The organism is Pseudomonas phoenicis, from assembly GCF_047302395.1.
GTDB lineage: Bacteria > Pseudomonadota > Gammaproteobacteria > Pseudomonadales > Pseudomonadaceae > Aquipseudomonas.
The window spans coordinates 29,074-44,498 of the sequence record NZ_CP154852.1 but is presented as its reverse complement, the minus strand read 5'-3'; the positions used below and the strand labels follow the sequence as shown (position 1 = coordinate 44,498).

Here is a 15,425-nt window from a genome sequence, read left to right as displayed (position 1 = left end):
CCCTCGCTTGGTGTACATCCGCGCCACAATGAACCACTGCGCCAGGGGATTCAATCGCGGCGCTGGGCACTGGCCGCAGGAACGGCACTTTCACCGTCCGTTGCCGTCGAACAGGCACTGCGTCCCAACCTGTGAGGTTCACCCGATGAAAGCCTGGATCTGCCTTCCTCTGATCGCCCTGGCGCTGGCCGGCTGCGCGGGCAAGACGGCCTACCGTGAAAGCTGTGGCGCCCAGCTCGACGCTGCCTGGAAGGAGCTGGACCTGGCCAAGGCAGAAGGCTTTGCCGGCACCATCAGCTATTCCAAAGCCCTGTCGCTGCTGACCGGTGCCAAGACCCAGCAACAATTCGAGCGCTTCGAAGGCTGCGCCAACAAGGCCGAAAAGGCACGTTTCTACATTCGCGAATCCCGTGCCGGCCGCTGACCGAGGAAAATGACCATGTCCGCCATGCTCGATCACCTGGTGACCCAACTGTTTTCCCTGCACGTGCGGTTATTGGCCTGTCGAGAACGGCTGGCCGCCAACACCGACAGCGAGGCCTTGCACGATTTGCGCACCAGCACACGGCGGCTGCGCAGCCTGATTCGGCCCTTGCGCGAGGTGCCCGCAGTGGCGCAACTGGAGGAGGCGGCACGAGCACTGGGCCGCCTGACGACGCCCTTGCGCGACCGCGAAGTGCTGGCTGCGCACCTGTCCGCACACGGGCAGTCGCTGCCCGGTCAACCATCGCCCACGGAACAGGAGCAGACGTTCGCCAAGGTGGCGGACAGCGACGAACTGAAACGGCTGCTGACCGTGCTCGATGCGGCGCCGGCGTTGCTACGCGTGGCACGGCGCGACAAGCTATTGCCCAAGCCGGGTGCACAAGTGGAAAAACGTCTGCGCAAGCAGTGGCGCAAGCTACGCGAGGCGTTGGAGGACCCGGCACACGATCGTCATCGCCTGCGGCTGTTGATCAAACGAGTACGCTATGGCGACGAGGCCTTCCCGCAGCTCGACCATGCGGGTAAGAAGCTACGTGCGTTGCTCAAGCGCGCACAAGGTGATCTGGGTGATTGGCACGATCGGTTGCAATGGTTGTTACAGGCCGAGCGCGAGCAAGCCTTGACGCCTTACGCCGAGCGTTGGCAACGCGAGCTGCACCGTTTCGAAGGCAAGGCCGATGCGACCCTGGAGCAATTGAGCGCCGCTTTGGTGCGACGCCGTCACTGAAGTTCAGGCATGACCTGCGGCGTGGCGGCCCAGTAGCCGCCCGCCCGCAACCATTACCAAGATGCCAATGGCCAGCTGGCTGACATCGAACGCGAACGCACCCGATAGCACGAGCAGCGCGCCCGGTACCAGCAGCAACACCGCTAGCAGTTGCAGCATGTGCTCAGGCGTGGGGTGAGCCAAGTGCGACGAGGTGCGTCGGGTCTGGTCTAGCAAAACGTTCAGGCATTTGTTCATGGGGTATTCCTCTCGGCTACCCCATGAGCCTAGTGGCCTGCGTCTCAGTCAGCCAATCGAGGCTGGCTATCGCTTTCATAGCGCCAGTCGGCCGATCGCTTGGTTGAGCTGCCCGGCCAGGGTCGCCAGTTCGCGGCTGGTGCTGGCCGAGCTTAGCGTCTGTTGCACGGTGTCTTCGGTCACGTCGCGTATGCTGACGATCACCCGATTCATTTCCTCCGCCACCTGGCTCTGTTGCTCGGCCGCCACGGCGATCTGCGTATTGCTTTCGCGCATCTGCGCCACGGCCGTAGTGATCTCGGCCAGGGCCTCACCGGCCTCTTGGGCCTGGCGCACGCAATCGTCGGCCTTGAGCGAGCTTTCGTGCATGAAGTCGACGGCGTCACGCGTGCCACTGTGCAGGGTGGAAACCATGCCGGTGATCTCGTCGGTCGAGCTTTGCACGCGTTTGGCCAAGTTGCGTACCTCGTCGGCCACCACCGCGAAGCCTCGACCCAGTTCGCCTGCCCGCGCCGCTTCGATGGCGGCGTTCAAGGCCAGCAAGTTGGTCTGCTCGGCGATGCTGTGGATGACGCCGACCACGCCCGTGATCTTCTGACTGTCATCGGCCAGTTGACGGATCATTTCCGCGGTCTGCTGGACGCCGCTGGACAGGCCGGCGATGGACAGCTGCACACGGCTGACCACCTGCTGCCCGCTGCCGGCCAGCGTGTCGGCGGTCCGCGACAGGTCGCGGGTAGCGCCGGCGTGCTGGGCGATATGGTGCACCGTGGCGGTCATTTGGTTGATCGCGGTGGCCGCCTGGTCGGTTTCGCTCTGCTGCCCAAGCATGCCGCTGCGGACCTCGTTCATGCTGGCGGCCAACTGCGCGGCGCCAGCGTCGAGTTGCGCCGCCGATTGCGCCACGGTGCCGACCACGCGCTGGTAGGTCGCCTGCATGGCATTGAACGCGACAGCCATCTGGCCGACCTCGTCACCACTGGCAAGAGGCACCCGGGCCGACAGATCGCCGGTTTTCTCCACCTGCAGCATGACGTTCTTCAGGGTGTTGAGCTGACGCAGCAGGAAGCGAATCAGCAGTTGCGAAGCGGCGAGCATGAGCAGCATCAACACCAGCACGCACAGCGCGTAATGACCGAAACGGTCGACGAACACTTGGCCGAAACCGGGCGATGGGGCAAGGACGGCCAGATGCTTCTCGCCCATACGAATCACTTGCGCGCCGTTGACCGGCACGTCGTCGAGGCGCAGGCCTGCGGGCAGATCGATCCAGCCCTGGGCATCGCGCAAACCTGGCAGTTCGACGCCTTCGAAGCGGGGCGTCTGCCCCACCTGCCACGTCAGCAGATTGGACGAGGCGGGCGGTGCGCTACCGGTGGGCCAATCGGCCAACAGCGCCGCTTGCGCCTGGGCCTGAGCGCGCGCGGTGTCGCGCCTGGCCTGCTGTTCCAGGCTCAAGGCGTATAGCACCAGCAGCAACGTCGTGAAAAAGGCCACTGCGTTGACGGCCCAGAATTTGTATTTGAGTGAAACGTTGCAAAGCCAGGCACCCATGTGAGGTTTTCTCTGAAATATGCGGAAACAGCATTGGCAAGGTGCCAGCATTCTGTACGCGCGCGTCAGAGCATTCGTTGATGTCCGTCAAGGAATCTCGGGTAAACCGAAGAAGGTTCGCGCACAGTCGGTGGTGTGCGCTGCGGTGTCCTCGATCCGTTCGCCTCGATGGCGCGCCACTTCTTCAAGCACGCTTTGCAGATAGGCGGGTTCGTTGCGCCCGCTCTTGGGTTTTGGCCGCAGGGTACGCGGCAAGAGGTAAGGTGCATCGCTTTCCAGCATCAGACGTCCGCGAGGAATGCTGCCCACCAATTCATGCAGGTGAGTGCCCCGCCGTTCGTCGCAAATCCAGCCAGTGATGCCGATGTGCAGATCGAGGTCGAGGTAGCTGAACAAGGCCTGTCGCTCGCCCGTGAAGCAGTGCACCACGGCTGCGCTCAACTGGTCGCGGTACGTCTTGAGGATGGCCAGCAGCCGCGCGTTGGCGTCACGTTCATGAAGAAACACCGGCAGGCCAGTTTCCACGGCCAGCGCCAACTGCGCCTCCAAGGCTTTTTCCTGCTGCGGGCGGGGGAAAAATCGCGGTTGAAATCCAGCCCGCATTCGCCTACGGCGCGCACCCTGGGCTGGGCCAGCAACTGGCGCAGCCGTTGCTCGCTGGAAGCCTGCCAACTGCTCGCATCGTGGGGATGCACCCCGGCGGTAGCGAACAGAGCCTTGCCCTGTGCGTCGAGAGATTCGCACAGTTCCAAAGCCTGTTCACTGGCCTCCAGGCTGGTGCCGGTCAGCACCATTTGCACCACTCCAGCCTCGTGCGCACGCTCGACGACGGCGGCCTGTTGGCCCTGGAAGCTGCTGTTGGTCAGGTTGACGCCGATATCGATCAGTTGCATGGTGTTGCCTCGTATCAAGGGCAGGCCAGCATAGCAAAGCCGGTTGTAGAGGAAATATTCCCAGAACCTCAATGGCTTGCAGCGGTCTGTTGATGTCAGTTGTCAACCAGGCGCCTCACCCGAGCGCGCCGTTCAATTGGACATACCACGTGACCGCACGCACCTTGTTCACGGTTTTGTTGCTGATCGGGCTCCTGAGCGCGAGCCCGGCCAACGCGCGTCTGCCCGGCCCTGCGCAGGCGGGCCATGGCCACCCGGCCAAGGACTTGGCGGACATCCGCAAAACCAAGGTGCTGCGTGTTCTGGTCAACCAGAGCCGCAATAGTTCGGGCACCGTCAAGGGTGAACCGGTCGGCGTCGAATACCACCGCCTGCGGGCGCTCGAACACTTTCTCAACACGCAAAAAGGTGTCACCCAGCAGGTGCACGTCAAGTTGATCCCCAAGGCCAAGGGCCAGTTACCCGGTGCATTGTTGCGCGGCGAGGGCGACATCGCCGCGCCTGGGGAGTTGTTCGAGGCGCAGGCCGTACGACAGCTGGCTGCCAGTGCGCCGGTGGTCGATCGGGTGGCCCTGGTGCTGGTCGGGCGCAAAGGCACGCGCAGCGTGGCCAGGGCAGAACAGTTGTCGGGGCGCACCGTGGCGCTGGTCAATGCCAGCGCCGCCGGAGCGGCGATCGAGGCGATCAACCAGCAGTTGGCCCTGCGCAAGCGAGCGCCGGTCAAGGTCGAATGGGTCGATCCGACCCTGGCCGTCGAAGATGTACTGGAAATGGTTCAGGCCGGCGTTTATCCACTGACCGTGGTCGAACGGCCCATCGCCGAGCGCTGGGCACGGGTGATGCCCAAGCTGCGGCTCGATACCCGCGTGCAGTTGGGCAAACCCCAGGCGGTGCGCTGGTACGTACGGCGCGATACGCCGGCGTTGCAGGACGGCATCAACCGCTTCCTTGCCGGCTATCGGGCGCCGGCCAATCAGAATGCCGTATTCGAGCGTATCTATCGCAGCCAGTACCGTATGCACAACCCGTTGGCCAACCAGCCGCGCCAGCGTCTGGAAGCGGTACGTACGGTCTTGCAGCGCCATGGCGCCAAGCAGCAGATCGACTGGCTGAACCTTGCGGCCTTGGCCTACAAGGAATCGACCCTCGACCCCAAAGCGCGTGGCGGCGGCGGGGCCCACGGTCTGATGCAGATCACGCCCTCGGCCGCGCAGCGCGTCGGGGTCAGCAATATCCAGACGGTCGAGGGCAACGTGCAGGCCGGCGCACGCTATTTGGCGCTGATCCGCCGCAAGTTCTTCTCCAGCCCCGCACTCAACGACCGCGAACGCATGGCTTTCGTCCTTGCCGCCTACAACCTCGGCCCAGAGCGGGTGCAGGCCATGCGTGCCGAAGCACGGCGGCGCGGTCTGAACCCCAATCAGTGGTTCTTCCAGACCGAGCGAGTGGCGATGGAGCAAGTGGGAATGGGGCCGGTGAACTTCGTCAACAGCGTGAACAAGTACTTCCTGGCATTCGACCGCGAACGGCTGGCGCTGGAAGGTACCCGCAGACGCTGACGGTGTTGGCGCACATCTACGGTAACGCAGCGCTTGTATCTTCCCGTGCAAGCCCCTAGCATGGCCCTTGCGCCGATTTAAACAGCTACTTGCGGGGCGCGCGACGGCTCTCTGCAAGGCCGCCGAAATACCGCTAAAGCGCTGGTTCGGTGACGCCTCCCACCGCTGCCCAGCGGGATTCGCGAGGCGGAGATCTACCCCATGAGTTGTCCACGTACCAGTGTCTGTCTGAGCCCCTTGGCCATCGAGCCTGCGGCGCGCACGCCCCGCATCCTGCTGGGTGGCTCCCACCAGCCGACCCTGCTGCGCCACCTCGAAGGTCTGTCGCGGCGCAAAGGCCAGGCGCGGGCCTTCCTCATCCAGTTCGCCGACATCCATGAACAAGCCGACCTGGCCCGCTACGGCAACGACCGTTTCGACCTGGCCGTGATCCAGGCGCCGACAGCGGCCATGGCCGACCAGGTCATCGCCCAGCTCACCCGCATCGCACGGCAAGGGCTGATCACACGGCGTTGAGGCGCATCCATTCCACCCAGCTTGCAACCACCGAGCGCGCCTGCGTGGCCGCTCGCATGGCGTGAGGAGAGGGCTGTTGAGCACCAACATCATCACCACCGAAGGGCATCGGGCGCTCAAGCAGGAGCTTGACCATCTGTGGCGCGTGTATCGCCCCGAGATCACCCAGAAAGTGACATGGGCCGCTTCGCTGGGCGATCGCAGTGAAAATGCCGATTACCAGTACAACAAGAAACTGCTGCGTGAAATCGACCGGCGCGTGCGCTACCTGCGCAAACGCCTGGAAGACGTACGGGTGGTTGCATACGCCGCCGAACAGGAGGGCAAGGTGTTCTTCGGCGCCTGGGTGGAAGTCGAAAACGACGAGGGCGAACTCATGACGTTCCGCGTCGTCGGCTATGACGAGATCTACGGCCGCAACGACTATATTTCCATCGATTCGCCTATGGCTCGCGCCCTGCTGAAGAAACAGGTGGGCGACGAGGCGGTGGTGCAGACGCCGACCGGCGAGGCGTCCTGGTACGTCAACAGGATCTGGTACCTGCCGGTCGGGGATTGAGTCTCAACCTTCGCGCAACACCGCCAGCGGGCTGGCGTTGAGCGCACGGCGCGTACCCAGCATGCCGGCGCCGCCCACCAGTACAGCCCCTGCCACCGGCAGCACCAGCAACCAGGGATGCGGGCTCCAGGTAAGGGCGAAGGCATAGCGGTACAGCACCCACGTCACCAGTTCGCAGCCCAGCGCCGCCAGCACCCCGCTGGCGGCGCCAAGCAAACCGAATTCGATGCGTCGCGTGCGTACCAGCAGCGCTCTGGATGCGCCCAAGGCCCGCAGCAGAGCGCCTTGCCGGATGCGCTCGTCGAGGGTCGCCTGCAGCCCGGCGAAAAGCACCGCCAGGCCCGCCGCGAGCACGAACAGCAGTACGTATTCCACCGCCAGGGTCACTTGCGCGAGGATGCTGCGCAGCTGGCTCAGCAAGGCATCGACTTGCAGGATGGTGGCAGCGGGGAATGCCCGCGACAGCGCCACGATGTCTTTGTCGTGCCCGGCCGGCAGGTAGAAGCTGGTCAGGTAGGTGGTGGGCAGGCCTTGCAGGGTGCCCGGCTGGAAAATCATGTAGAAGTTCGGCTGGAAGCTGTCCCAGTGCACGGTACGCAAGCTGCTGACCTTGGCCGAGTGCTGCTGGTCGCCGATGTCGAAGGTCAGTTCGTCGCCGAGTTTCAGGCCGAGGCTGGCGGCCAGCTCGGCTTCGACCGATACGTCGGGCGTCGCTACGTCGGGCGTCGCTACGTCGGGCGTCGCTACGTCGGGCGCCGGAACGTCGGGTGTCGCCACGCCAGGCGTGTCCTGCGGCGACGGCGCCTCTTGCCACCATCGGCCTTCGCTGAGCGCATTGCCAGAGGGCAGCTCGGCGGCCCAGGTCAGGCTCAGGTCGCGTTGCACGGCACGCTCACCGGTGGAGTCCTTGCTCACCACTTGGTTGACCGGTTGACCGTTGATCGCGACCAGGCGACCAGGTGTGACCGGGTATAGCGGTGCCGAGCGTGCGCCGATCGCTTGCAACTGCTGGGCGAAGGGTTCGCGCTGGTCGGGCAGGATGTTCAGGGCGAAATGGTTCGGTGCGTCGGCGGGCAGTTGAGCTTGCCAGGTGTCGAGCAGCTCGCCGCGCAACAACGCCACCAAGCCCATGGCCAGCAGGATCAAACCGAACGCCAGGGCTTGACCGGCTGCGGCCAGCGGATAGCGCAGCAACTGCCCCAAGCCGAGGCGCCAGGTCAGCGGTGCACCGGCCAAGGCGCGGCGCAGGCTGCGCAGAACCAGCAGCAACAAGCCCCCGAGCACTGCGGCGGCGATCAGCCCGCCGCCTAGCAAGGCAAAGGTCAGCAGCAAATCAAGGCTCAGCCGCCACATGATCAAGCCAAGCGCCAGCAGGGCAGCACCGTACACAAGCCAACTGCTGGGCGGCACGGGCAGCAGGTCGCGGCGCAGTACACGCAGCGGCGGCACCCGACCAAGGGCGGCTAGCGGCGGCAGGGCGAAGCCGGCCAGCGCCACCAGGCCCGTAGCGATGCCAGCCAGTGCCGGCGCGATACCGCCCGGCGGCACGGTGCTCGGTAACAAGCCCTCGAGCAGTTGGAACAGCCCCAGTTGCGCCAGCCAGCCGAGCCCGGCGCCGAACAACGCAGCGACGACTCCCAGCATTGCCAGTTGCAGGCAGTACAGCCCCAAAGCCTGGCGCCGCGACAATCCAAGGCAGCGCAGCAGGGCACTGGCATCCAGCCGTCGTGCGGCGTAGCGGCTGGCCGACAAGGCCACGGCGACACCCGCCAGCAGCACTGCCACCAGGCTGGCCATGTTCAGGTAACGCTCGGCCTTGCCCAGCGCACCGCCGATCTGCCGGTTGCCGTCGCGGGTGTCGAGCAGGCGCTGGTTGGCGGCCAGGTGTTGTTCGACGCCTTTACAGTAGGCCGCCAACGCCTGCGGCTCGCCACGCCAGAGGTCTCGATAGCTGACGCGGCTGCCGGGCTGGATGACGCCGGTGGATGCCAGATCCGCAAGGTTCATCAACACTCGCGGTGTAAGGCTGTAGAAGTTGTTGGCACGGTCGGGCTCATAGGTGAGCACCCGCGATAGGCGCAAGGTCTTCTGGCCGACGTCGATGCTGTCGCCTATCTGCATGCCCAGCGCGACCAGCAGGCGCGGTTCGACCCAGGCCTCACCCGGTCCAGGCCCGCCACCGGGCGATTCGGCCCCGTAAGGGGCGGGCGCGCTGCGGATTTCGCCGCGCAATGGGTAGCGCGCGTCGGCAGCCTTGACGCTGGACAACTGGATACCCTGATCGCCGCCGACCACGCTGGTGAACTCCACCACCCGCGCATGGGCCAGGCCCAGCGCCTCGCCGTCGTCGATCTGCCCGGGGCGGGCAGGGGAGGTGCCTTGCAACACCAGGTCCGCCCCCAGAAACTCCGTGGCGCGCAATTGCATGGCGCCGTTCAGGCGTGCGCCGAAATAACCGATGGCGGTGCTCGCAGCCACGGCCACCAGCACCGAAAAGAACAGCACGCGTACTTCACTGGCACGTGCGTCGCGGCGCAATTGGCGGCCCGCGAGGGCCAGCAGGGCGGAAAAATTGAGTCGGCTCATCAAGGCTCCAGCGGCGCGACCAGACGGCCGGCGTCCAGGCGGATCGAATGCCGGCAGCGTCTGGCCAGACGGTCGTCGTGGGTAACCAGCACCAGAGTGGTGCCGCGTTCCTGGTTGAGCTCGAACAGCAGGTCGCTGATGCGCTCACCGGTCAGGCTGTCGAGATTGCCCGTCGGCTCGTCGGCGAACAGCACCGAAGGTTGCGCGGCAAAAGCGCGGGCGATGGCTACCCGCTGCTGCTCGCCGCCCGAAAGCTGACGCGGCGTATGGGTCAGGCGTTGGCCCAGGCCGACCCGCCCGAGCAGCTCGCCGGCCACTTGCCGCGCATCGCGCCGGCCGTCGAGTTCGAGCGGCAACATGACGTTTTCCAGGGCATTGAGGCTGTCGAGCAACTGGAAAGACTGAAAGACGAAGCCTACGTGCTCGGCACGCACTTGGGCGCGCTGGTCTTCGTCGAGCGGGGCGAGGTCTTTACCGGCGAGGATGACGGTGCCTGCGCTGGGGCGGTCGAGCCCGGCCAGCAGGCCGAGCAGGGTCGACTTGCCCGAGCCCGAGGCGCCGACGATGGCCAGGCTGTCGCCAGCGGTGAGGCTCAAGGTCAGCGGGTGGAGAATGGTCAGGTCGCCTTCCGCGCTGGGGACCACTTTGCTAAGGTTCTGCGCAACGAGAATACTGGGGCCCATGGAGAATCCAATGCGAATGTGGTGGTTGAGTGCCGGTCTGGCCCTGTGTTGTCTGGCTCAGACCGCGGTAGCGGGAACGGTACTGGTGGTGGGCGATAGTATCAGTGCCGGTTTTGGCCTGAATACCGGCCAGGGCTGGGTGAATTTGTTGCAAAAACGCCTCCAGCAAGAGGGAAATGCCACCCAAGTGGTCAACGCGTCGATCAGCGGCGATACCAGCGCAGGTGGCCGCGCACGCCTGCCGGCGCTGCTCGAGGCGCATAGACCGGATCTGGTGGTGGTGGAGTTGGGTGGCAACGACGGTTTGCGTGGCCAGGCCCCCGATCAATTGCAACAAAATCTTGCCTCGATGATCGACCAGGCCCGCGACAGCGGCGCCAAGGTCGCGTTGCTGGGCATGCGCCTGCCGCCCAACTATGGCGAGCGCTACACGACGGCCTTCGCCAACGTCTATACCGACCTGGCAAAAGCCAAAGACGTTCCACTGGTGCCGTTCTTCCTCGAAGGCGTCGGCGGCGTGCCTCAACTGATGCAGGCCGATGGCATCCATCCTGCGCAGGGCGCTCAGCAACGGTTGCTGGAAAATGCCTGGCCAGTGATCGAACCCTTGCTCTGACGCTTTAATCGGGGGCGGCTTTCGGCTAATGTTGCGCCCCCCGTTTCGAGTGCCACCCATGCCACGCCCTGCCTGGTCCCTGTACGCCTATCAACTGATCGAACCCGACGAGCAACTCGATCTGTTCGCCTGCCAGGAAGTGCGTGTCCACCTTGTCACCCGTCAACTGGAGCTCGGCGCGCCTGCCGACCGCACCCTGTGTGGCGGGCTGTTGCCGGCACAGCCGCGCTGGTCGACGGTCGAGCCGGGCGTCTACCGCGATACCCGTCTGTGCCAATTGTGCCGGGCCATTCTCGAGGCCCAGCGTCGCGGCACCCGCCCGGTCTGGCCGGAACTCTGAAGGCCTTTCATCATCTACCACAGGTGCCGGCGGCACGCGCCTCCCGCTTGTAGGAACGCGCGTGTACAATCGGCGGACTTGAACCCGTTCGTTAAGGATTCACCGGATGTCGCCGCGTTTGCCCCACGTTACCCGTTGCCTGTCTCTGGCTGCCCTGTTGCTGGCAGGCCCGGCCGTTGCGCTGGAGCTGCCACTACCGTCACCGGGTGAGGACGTCGTCGGCCAGGTGCGTACCGTCACCGCCAAGTACGAAGACACCTTCGCTGACATCGCCACGGCCAACGACCTGGGCTATCTGGAAATGGTCGCCGCCAACCCTGGCGTCGACCCCTGGCTGCCAGGTGCCGGTACCGAAATCGTCCTGCCTACCCGCTACGTGCTGCCGCCAGGTCCGCGCGAAGGCGTGGTGATCAACCTGGCCGAGTACCGTCTGTACTACTACCCGAAGAACGAGCCGGTGGTATACACCTTCCCCTTGGGCATCGGTCGGGAAGGGTGGGGCTCGCCCATCGCCAATACCAAGATCACCGCCAAGACGCCGAACCCGACCTGGACCCCGCCAGCGTCCATCCGTGCCGAACATGCCGCCGACGGCGACATTTTGCCGGCCGTGGTGCCTGCGGGGCCGGACAACCCGTTGGGGCCTTTCAAGTTCACTTTGGGCGTGCCGGGTTACCTGATCCATGGCTCCAACAAGAAGTTCGGCATTGGCATGCGCACCAGCCACGGTTGCTTCCGCATGCTCAACAACAATGTGCTGCAACTGTCGGAACTGGTGCCGGTCGGCACTTCGGTGCGGATCATCAACGAGCCCTACAAATTCGGCATCAGCGGTGGCAAGGTTTACCTCGAAGCGCACACGCCTCTGGACGACAGCGGCAACCCTTCGGTGGTCGACAAGCACACGGCCGTGATCAATGCTCTGCTCAAGCGCGAAGACCTGGCCAACAATCTGCGAATGAACTGGGACATGGTGCGCGATGTAGTGGCAGCCGAAGACGGCATGCCTGTGGAAATCGCGGTGCCCAATGCCAATGCCGGGACGGCGCCTGTGGTATCGAGCTTGCCGCCCGAATTGCAGTGAGCGCGAGGCAATTGAAAGAACCCGCCCGGTGCGGGTTTCTTTATGCCCGAGCGCTATGTTGCAGGCAATAAAAAGCCGATCCGGGATGGGATCGGCTTAGTAATAATCCGTGAGGACTATTATTTGCGGCTGGCTTTGTCCAGCATGCGCAGAGCGCGCTCGTTGGCTTCGTCAGCGGTCTGCTGAGCCTTTTGAGCGGCGGCCAGAGCGTCGTCAGCCTTACGGTAGGCTTCGTCGGCACGGGCTTGGGAGCGAGCTGCTGCGTCTTCGGTAGCGGTCAGACGAGCTTCGGTTTCTTTGGTGACGCTGCTGCTGCAACCGGTAGCCAGAATTGCGGCCAGGGCCAGACCAGAGAGTTTCAGAACGTTGTTCATCGTGTTCCCCTTCAAGGACTTTATATCTATTAAATAGCCATCTCTCGAATGAGAAACTGGCCGGCGTACATACTACCCATTACTTGTAGTAAGTAAACTGACTGAACGCAAGAAGCTCGAAAAAATCCGTGCGCCGGCGCCTGACTTAATGGGGGTGAGCCCATGGTCACGTCAGGTCTGTGACAACACCCACAGCGCACTAGTGCAATAACTTTTTCGTGGAACTAAGGGTGGCGTTTCGTGTCACTGGCCGATCATGTTCGTTGAACATTCGCAGGCGGCCCTGCGCGACTTCGCCTGACATCGAACTGTCTTTTTAGTGTGCGCCGCTTGAGTAACCCGACACGCAGCGCCTACTATCGACAAGTTGCACGGTGTAGAACGATGACACGCAGCCCAGGGTCGAATGCAGCAGCCCGGCGAGCCGATTGCTCTACAGCCACCATCTCGATAAGGCGAGGGTCTGCCCAAAGACCTGCAAGGAGTTGTGATGAGCGAAGCGCTGACCATCCACCATGACCAGGCCGGTCATCAATTCGAGACCAATGTGGACGGTCACCGTGCCTACCTGACGTATATGGATCTGGGCAAGCAAACGCTGGACATCTATCGCACCTTCGTCCCCAACGCCCTGCGCGGGCGGGGCATCGCCGCGGCCCTGACCCAGCAGGCGCTGGCCTACGCCGAGCAGATGGGCTATACCGTCATCCCGTCGTGCTCCTATGTCGAGCGCTATATGGAGCGGCAGCAGCGTCATGCCAACAAGGCCTGAATCGATTGCAGCCTGAATCGCCGCCATGAAAAACGCCGGGCATTGCCCGGCGTTCTCGTGTGCTTACCCGATCAGCCGCGTTGGCGCTTGGGCAGCACGTCCTTGAGCTTGGCGTGCATGCTGCGCAGAGCCTTCTCGGTGGTTTCCCAGTCGATGCAGGCGTCGGTCACCGACACGCCGTATTGCAAGTCTTCGAGATTCTTCGGAATGGACTGCGCACCCCAGTTCAAATGGCTTTCCACCATCAGACCGATGATCGACTGGTTGCCTTCCAGAATCTGATTGGCCACGTTGTCCATCACCAGGGGTTGCAGTGCCGGGTCCTTGTTGGAGTTGGCATGGCTGCAGTCGACCATGATGTTCGGCTTGATCTTGGCCTTGGCCAGATCCTGCTCGCACAATGCGACGCTGACCGAATCGTAGTTGGGCTTGCCGTTGCCGCCGCGCAGCACCACATGGCCGTAGGCGTTGCCCTTGGTGGTGACGATCGACACGCCGCCCTGCTGGTTGATGCCCAGGAAGCGGTGGGGTTTGGACACCGACTGCAGCGCATTGATGGCGACGGTGAGGCCGCCGTCGGTACCGTTCTTGAAGCCGACCGCCGAGGACAGGCCCGAGGCCATTTCCCGGTGGGTCTGCGACTCGGTGGTGCGGGCGCCGATGGCCGACCAGCTGATCAGGTCTTGCAGGTACTGAGGGGAGATCGGGTCGAGGGCTTCGGTGGCGGTGGGCAGGCCCTGCTCGGCGAGGTCCAGCAGCAGTTGGCGACCGATGTGCAGGCCATCCTGGATCTTGAACGAATCGTCCAGGTACGGATCGTTGATCAGGCCTTTCCAGCCCACGGTGGTACGTGGCTTCTCGAAATACACCCGCATGACCAGATACAGCGTGTCGGACACTTCCTCGGCCAACACCTTGAGGCGCTCGGCGTAGGCGTGGGCGGCCTTGAGATCGTGGATGGAGCAGGGGCCGACGACGACGAACAGGCGATGGTCCTTGCCGTCGAGAATGTTGCGCACCACTTCGCGACCCTTGGTCACGGTGTCCAGGGCCTTGTTGCTGAGCGGAATCTCTTTTTTCAACTGATCGGGGGTGATCAGGGTGTCGTTGGAAGCGACGTTCAAGTCATCGATCGGTAAATCAGCCATCGTGTTACTCGTCAGGTCACGGGTGCTGGCCGCCAGCGACCCCGTGCGGCCCAGCAGCAGATTGTTCGCAGCGGGGAAGGGCAGAACCTTAGCGCGTTAAAGGGGCCTGCGACAATGGGCAAACCCCAAGCGTGCCGGGGTTTTTGCCCAGGGAGCGGTTGCGCTGCCGGCGTCTGGCGTGGGTGGCTCTCGAAACCTGGCGACCGCGTGTGGCAAGATCGGCGGCTCGACCTAGGCCTTCTGGAGCGCCGCATGACCTCTACCCCAGTACGCGTCGGCATCATCGGCAGCGGTGCCATCGGTGGCTTTTACGGCCTGATGCTGGCGCGTGCCGGCTTCGATGTGCATTTTCTGCTGCGCAGCGACTATGCCCATGTCCGTGACCAGGGCATGACGCTCGACAGCGCCTTGCATGGCACCTTCACCTTGAAGGTGCGCGCGTACGAGGACGCCGCCGACCTGCCGCCCTGCGACTGGCTACTCGTCGGCGCCAAGGCCACCAGCAACGCCGAACTGGCCCCCTCGATCGCCCAGGCCGCTGCGCCGGGCGCCAAGGTGATCCTGCTGCAGAACGGCCTGGGCGTCGAAGAGCAGCTGCGTCCGGCACTGCGCGACGACATGCACCTGCTCGGCGGGTTGTGTTTCATCTGCGTCAGCCGTCAGGCGCCTGGGTTCGTCCGCCACCAGGCGCTGGGTGCGGTGAACGTGGGCTACCACAGCGGTCCGGCCGTCGGCGACCAGGCCATGCACGTGGTCGAAGCCGCAGCGCAGCTGCTCCACGCAGCGGGCCTGGACTCCCAGGCGATGGAGGACCTGGGCCTGGCGCGCTGGCAGAAACTGGTGTGGAACGTGCCCTACAACGGGCTGTCGGTCCTGCTGCGCGCCAGCACCACGCCGCTGATGGCCGATGCCGACAGTCGCGCGTCGATACAGGCGCTGATGCATGAAGTGGTGCAGGGCGCCCAGGCCTGCGGGCACGATCTGGACGACAGCTTCGCCGCGCACCTGCTACGCGTCACCGAACAAATGCCCGACTATTGGCCGAGCATGTACCACGACCACGCACAGCAGCGTCCTCTGGAGTTGCAGGCGATCTATGCCGAGCCACTGGCCCGCGCCCGTGAAGCCGGCTGCGCGTTGCCACGTATGGAAGCCTTGTACCAAGCCCTGGCGTTCATCGATCGCAGCAATCGCGCTGCTTGAGCCGGCGCCACGCACTGCCGGCAGCAGGGCGCCGCATGGGGCGCTGCGGCCGCCCAAGGCGCTGCTAAGCTCAACCTTGCGCTGCCGT

Annotated in this window: 16 protein-coding genes and 2 pseudogenes; 10 read left to right on the top strand and 8 right to left on the bottom strand. The window is 64.2% G+C overall.

All coding sequences use genetic code 11. From position 1 onward, the window contains the following. Positions 1 to 145: 145 nt before the first annotated feature. Entirely contained in the window at positions 146 to 424 is a 279-nt protein-coding gene (locus tag AA0Z93_RS00230; protein WP_413046858.1) for a hypothetical protein, read from the top strand. Between the two features lie 15 nt (positions 425 to 439). Then, entirely contained in the window at positions 440 to 1,213 is a 774-nt protein-coding gene (locus tag AA0Z93_RS00225; RefSeq protein WP_413046859.1) for a CHAD domain-containing protein, read from the top strand. Positions 1,214 to 1,216: 3 nt separating this feature from the next. Here AA0Z93_RS00225 and AA0Z93_RS00220 read toward each other — a convergent pair whose 3' ends face one another. The 4 genes and pseudogenes from AA0Z93_RS00220 to AA0Z93_RS00205 all read right to left on the bottom strand — a co-directional run bounded on the left by AA0Z93_RS00220 (position 1,217) and on the right by AA0Z93_RS00205 (position 3,897). Next, entirely contained in the window at positions 1,217 to 1,450 is a 234-nt protein-coding gene (locus AA0Z93_RS00220; protein WP_413046860.1) for a hypothetical protein, read from the bottom strand. Between the two features lie 75 nt (positions 1,451 to 1,525). After that, positions 1,526 to 2,281, bottom strand: a complete 756-nt coding sequence (locus AA0Z93_RS00215; RefSeq protein ID WP_413398605.1) for a methyl-accepting chemotaxis protein — start codon at positions 2,279 to 2,281, stop codon at positions 1,526 to 1,528. 111 nt (positions 2,282 to 2,392) lie between these two features. Next, positions 2,393 to 2,548, bottom strand: a pseudogene (locus AA0Z93_RS00210) (HAMP domain-containing protein); the annotation flags it as partial. 543 nt (positions 2,549 to 3,091) lie between these two features. Beyond that, positions 3,092 to 3,897: pseudogene (locus AA0Z93_RS00205) on the bottom strand (TatD family hydrolase). A gap of 149 nt (positions 3,898 to 4,046) precedes the next feature. Here AA0Z93_RS00205 and AA0Z93_RS00200 point away from each other — a divergent pair. The 3 genes from AA0Z93_RS00200 (at position 4,047) to greB (ending at position 6,531) form a co-directional block, all read left to right on the top strand. Next, the gene (locus tag AA0Z93_RS00200) at positions 4,047 to 5,456 is read left to right on the top strand and encodes a transglycosylase SLT domain-containing protein (RefSeq protein WP_413046861.1); all 1,410 of its coding nucleotides are present in this window, start codon (positions 4,047 to 4,049) and stop codon (positions 5,454 to 5,456) included. A 201-nt stretch (positions 5,457 to 5,657) separates the two neighbouring features. Next, on the top strand, positions 5,658 to 5,972 hold the full coding sequence (locus AA0Z93_RS00195) for a hypothetical protein (protein WP_413046862.1): 315 nt from the start codon (positions 5,658 to 5,660) through the stop codon (positions 5,970 to 5,972). Between the two features lie 76 nt (positions 5,973 to 6,048). Next, positions 6,049 to 6,531, top strand: coding sequence for a transcription elongation factor GreB (gene greB, locus AA0Z93_RS00190; RefSeq protein WP_413046863.1), 483 nt, complete (start codon positions 6,049 to 6,051; stop codon positions 6,529 to 6,531). 3 nt (positions 6,532 to 6,534) lie between these two features. Here greB and AA0Z93_RS00185 read toward each other — a convergent pair whose 3' ends face one another. Further along, positions 6,535 to 9,117 (bottom strand): ABC transporter permease, encoded by a 2,583-nt coding sequence (locus AA0Z93_RS00185; RefSeq protein ID WP_413046864.1) that lies wholly within the window; start codon positions 9,115 to 9,117, stop codon positions 6,535 to 6,537. Continuing rightward, on the bottom strand, positions 9,117 to 9,800 hold the full coding sequence (locus AA0Z93_RS00180) for an ABC transporter ATP-binding protein (protein WP_413046865.1): 684 nt from the start codon (positions 9,798 to 9,800) through the stop codon (positions 9,117 to 9,119). The genes AA0Z93_RS00185 and AA0Z93_RS00180 overlap by 1 nt, the downstream gene beginning before the upstream one ends. Positions 9,801 to 9,810: 10 nt before the next feature. Between AA0Z93_RS00180 and AA0Z93_RS00175 the strand changes: the two genes are divergently transcribed. The 3 genes from AA0Z93_RS00175 (at position 9,811) to AA0Z93_RS00165 (ending at position 11,840) form a co-directional block, all read left to right on the top strand. Beyond that, positions 9,811 to 10,416 (top strand): arylesterase, encoded by a 606-nt coding sequence (locus AA0Z93_RS00175; protein ID WP_413046866.1) that lies wholly within the window; start codon positions 9,811 to 9,813, stop codon positions 10,414 to 10,416. Positions 10,417 to 10,474: 58 nt separating this feature from the next. Continuing rightward, positions 10,475 to 10,756 carry a hypothetical protein gene (locus AA0Z93_RS00170; protein WP_413046867.1) on the top strand — a complete coding sequence of 94 codons (282 nt, stop codon included), beginning with the start codon at positions 10,475 to 10,477 and terminating at the stop codon, positions 10,754 to 10,756. A 106-nt stretch (positions 10,757 to 10,862) separates the two neighbouring features. Continuing rightward, positions 10,863 to 11,840: a L,D-transpeptidase family protein gene (locus tag AA0Z93_RS00165; RefSeq protein ID WP_413046868.1), complete on the top strand. Its 978-nt coding sequence runs from the start codon at positions 10,863 to 10,865 to the stop codon at positions 11,838 to 11,840. 119 nt (positions 11,841 to 11,959) lie between these two features. On the opposite strand, the gene AA0Z93_RS00160 is transcribed toward AA0Z93_RS00165, so the two are convergent. Then, complete coding sequence (locus AA0Z93_RS00160) at positions 11,960 to 12,214, bottom strand: Lpp/OprI family alanine-zipper lipoprotein (protein ID WP_413046869.1); 255 nt, start codon at positions 12,212 to 12,214, stop codon at positions 11,960 to 11,962. A 490-nt stretch (positions 12,215 to 12,704) separates the two neighbouring features. Between AA0Z93_RS00160 and AA0Z93_RS00155 the strand changes: the two genes are divergently transcribed. Further along, entirely contained in the window at positions 12,705 to 12,986 is a 282-nt protein-coding gene (locus AA0Z93_RS00155) for a GNAT family N-acetyltransferase (RefSeq protein ID WP_314489633.1), read from the top strand. Positions 12,987 to 13,057: 71 nt separating this feature from the next. Here the strand turns inward: AA0Z93_RS00155 and AA0Z93_RS00150 are convergent, their stop codons facing one another. Further along, complete coding sequence (locus AA0Z93_RS00150; RefSeq protein WP_413046870.1) at positions 13,058 to 14,134, bottom strand: 3-deoxy-7-phosphoheptulonate synthase; 1,077 nt, start codon at positions 14,132 to 14,134, stop codon at positions 13,058 to 13,060. 252 nt (positions 14,135 to 14,386) lie between these two features. Between AA0Z93_RS00150 and AA0Z93_RS00145 the strand changes: the two genes are divergently transcribed. Beyond that, positions 14,387 to 15,337 (top strand): putative 2-dehydropantoate 2-reductase, encoded by a 951-nt coding sequence (locus AA0Z93_RS00145; protein ID WP_413046871.1) that lies wholly within the window; start codon positions 14,387 to 14,389, stop codon positions 15,335 to 15,337. Positions 15,338 to 15,425 lie beyond the last annotated feature (88 nt).

Excerpts from the sequence above, each read along its gene's own strand:
- AA0Z93_RS00220 (WP_413046860.1), bottom strand. The coding sequence starts at position 1,450 with ATGAACAAATGCCTGAACGTTTTGCTAGACCAGACCCGACGCACCTCG.
- AA0Z93_RS00145 (WP_413046871.1), top strand. The coding sequence starts at position 14,387 with ATGACCTCTACCCCAGTACGCGTCGGCATCATCGGCAGCGGTGCCATC.
- AA0Z93_RS00215 (WP_413398605.1), bottom strand. The coding sequence starts at position 2,281 with ATGCTTGGGCAGCAGAGCGAAACCGACCAGGCGGCCACCGCGATCAAC.
- AA0Z93_RS00155 (WP_314489633.1), top strand. The coding sequence starts at position 12,705 with ATGAGCGAAGCGCTGACCATCCACCATGACCAGGCCGGTCATCAATTC.
- AA0Z93_RS00175 (WP_413046866.1), top strand. The coding sequence starts at position 9,811 with ATGCGAATGTGGTGGTTGAGTGCCGGTCTGGCCCTGTGTTGTCTGGCT.
- AA0Z93_RS00180 (WP_413046865.1), bottom strand. The coding sequence starts at position 9,800 with ATGGGCCCCAGTATTCTCGTTGCGCAGAACCTTAGCAAAGTGGTCCCC.
- AA0Z93_RS00165 (WP_413046868.1), top strand. The coding sequence starts at position 10,863 with ATGTCGCCGCGTTTGCCCCACGTTACCCGTTGCCTGTCTCTGGCTGCC.
- AA0Z93_RS00170 (WP_413046867.1), top strand. The coding sequence starts at position 10,475 with ATGCCACGCCCTGCCTGGTCCCTGTACGCCTATCAACTGATCGAACCC.
- AA0Z93_RS00230 (WP_413046858.1), top strand. The coding sequence starts at position 146 with ATGAAAGCCTGGATCTGCCTTCCTCTGATCGCCCTGGCGCTGGCCGGC.
- AA0Z93_RS00160 (WP_413046869.1), bottom strand. The coding sequence starts at position 12,214 with ATGAACAACGTTCTGAAACTCTCTGGTCTGGCCCTGGCCGCAATTCTG.
- AA0Z93_RS00150 (WP_413046870.1), bottom strand. The coding sequence starts at position 14,134 with ATGGCTGATTTACCGATCGATGACTTGAACGTCGCTTCCAACGACACC.
- AA0Z93_RS00195 (WP_413046862.1), top strand. The coding sequence starts at position 5,658 with ATGAGTTGTCCACGTACCAGTGTCTGTCTGAGCCCCTTGGCCATCGAG.
- AA0Z93_RS00185 (WP_413046864.1), bottom strand. The coding sequence starts at position 9,117 with ATGAGCCGACTCAATTTTTCCGCCCTGCTGGCCCTCGCGGGCCGCCAA.
- AA0Z93_RS00225 (WP_413046859.1), top strand. The coding sequence starts at position 440 with ATGTCCGCCATGCTCGATCACCTGGTGACCCAACTGTTTTCCCTGCAC.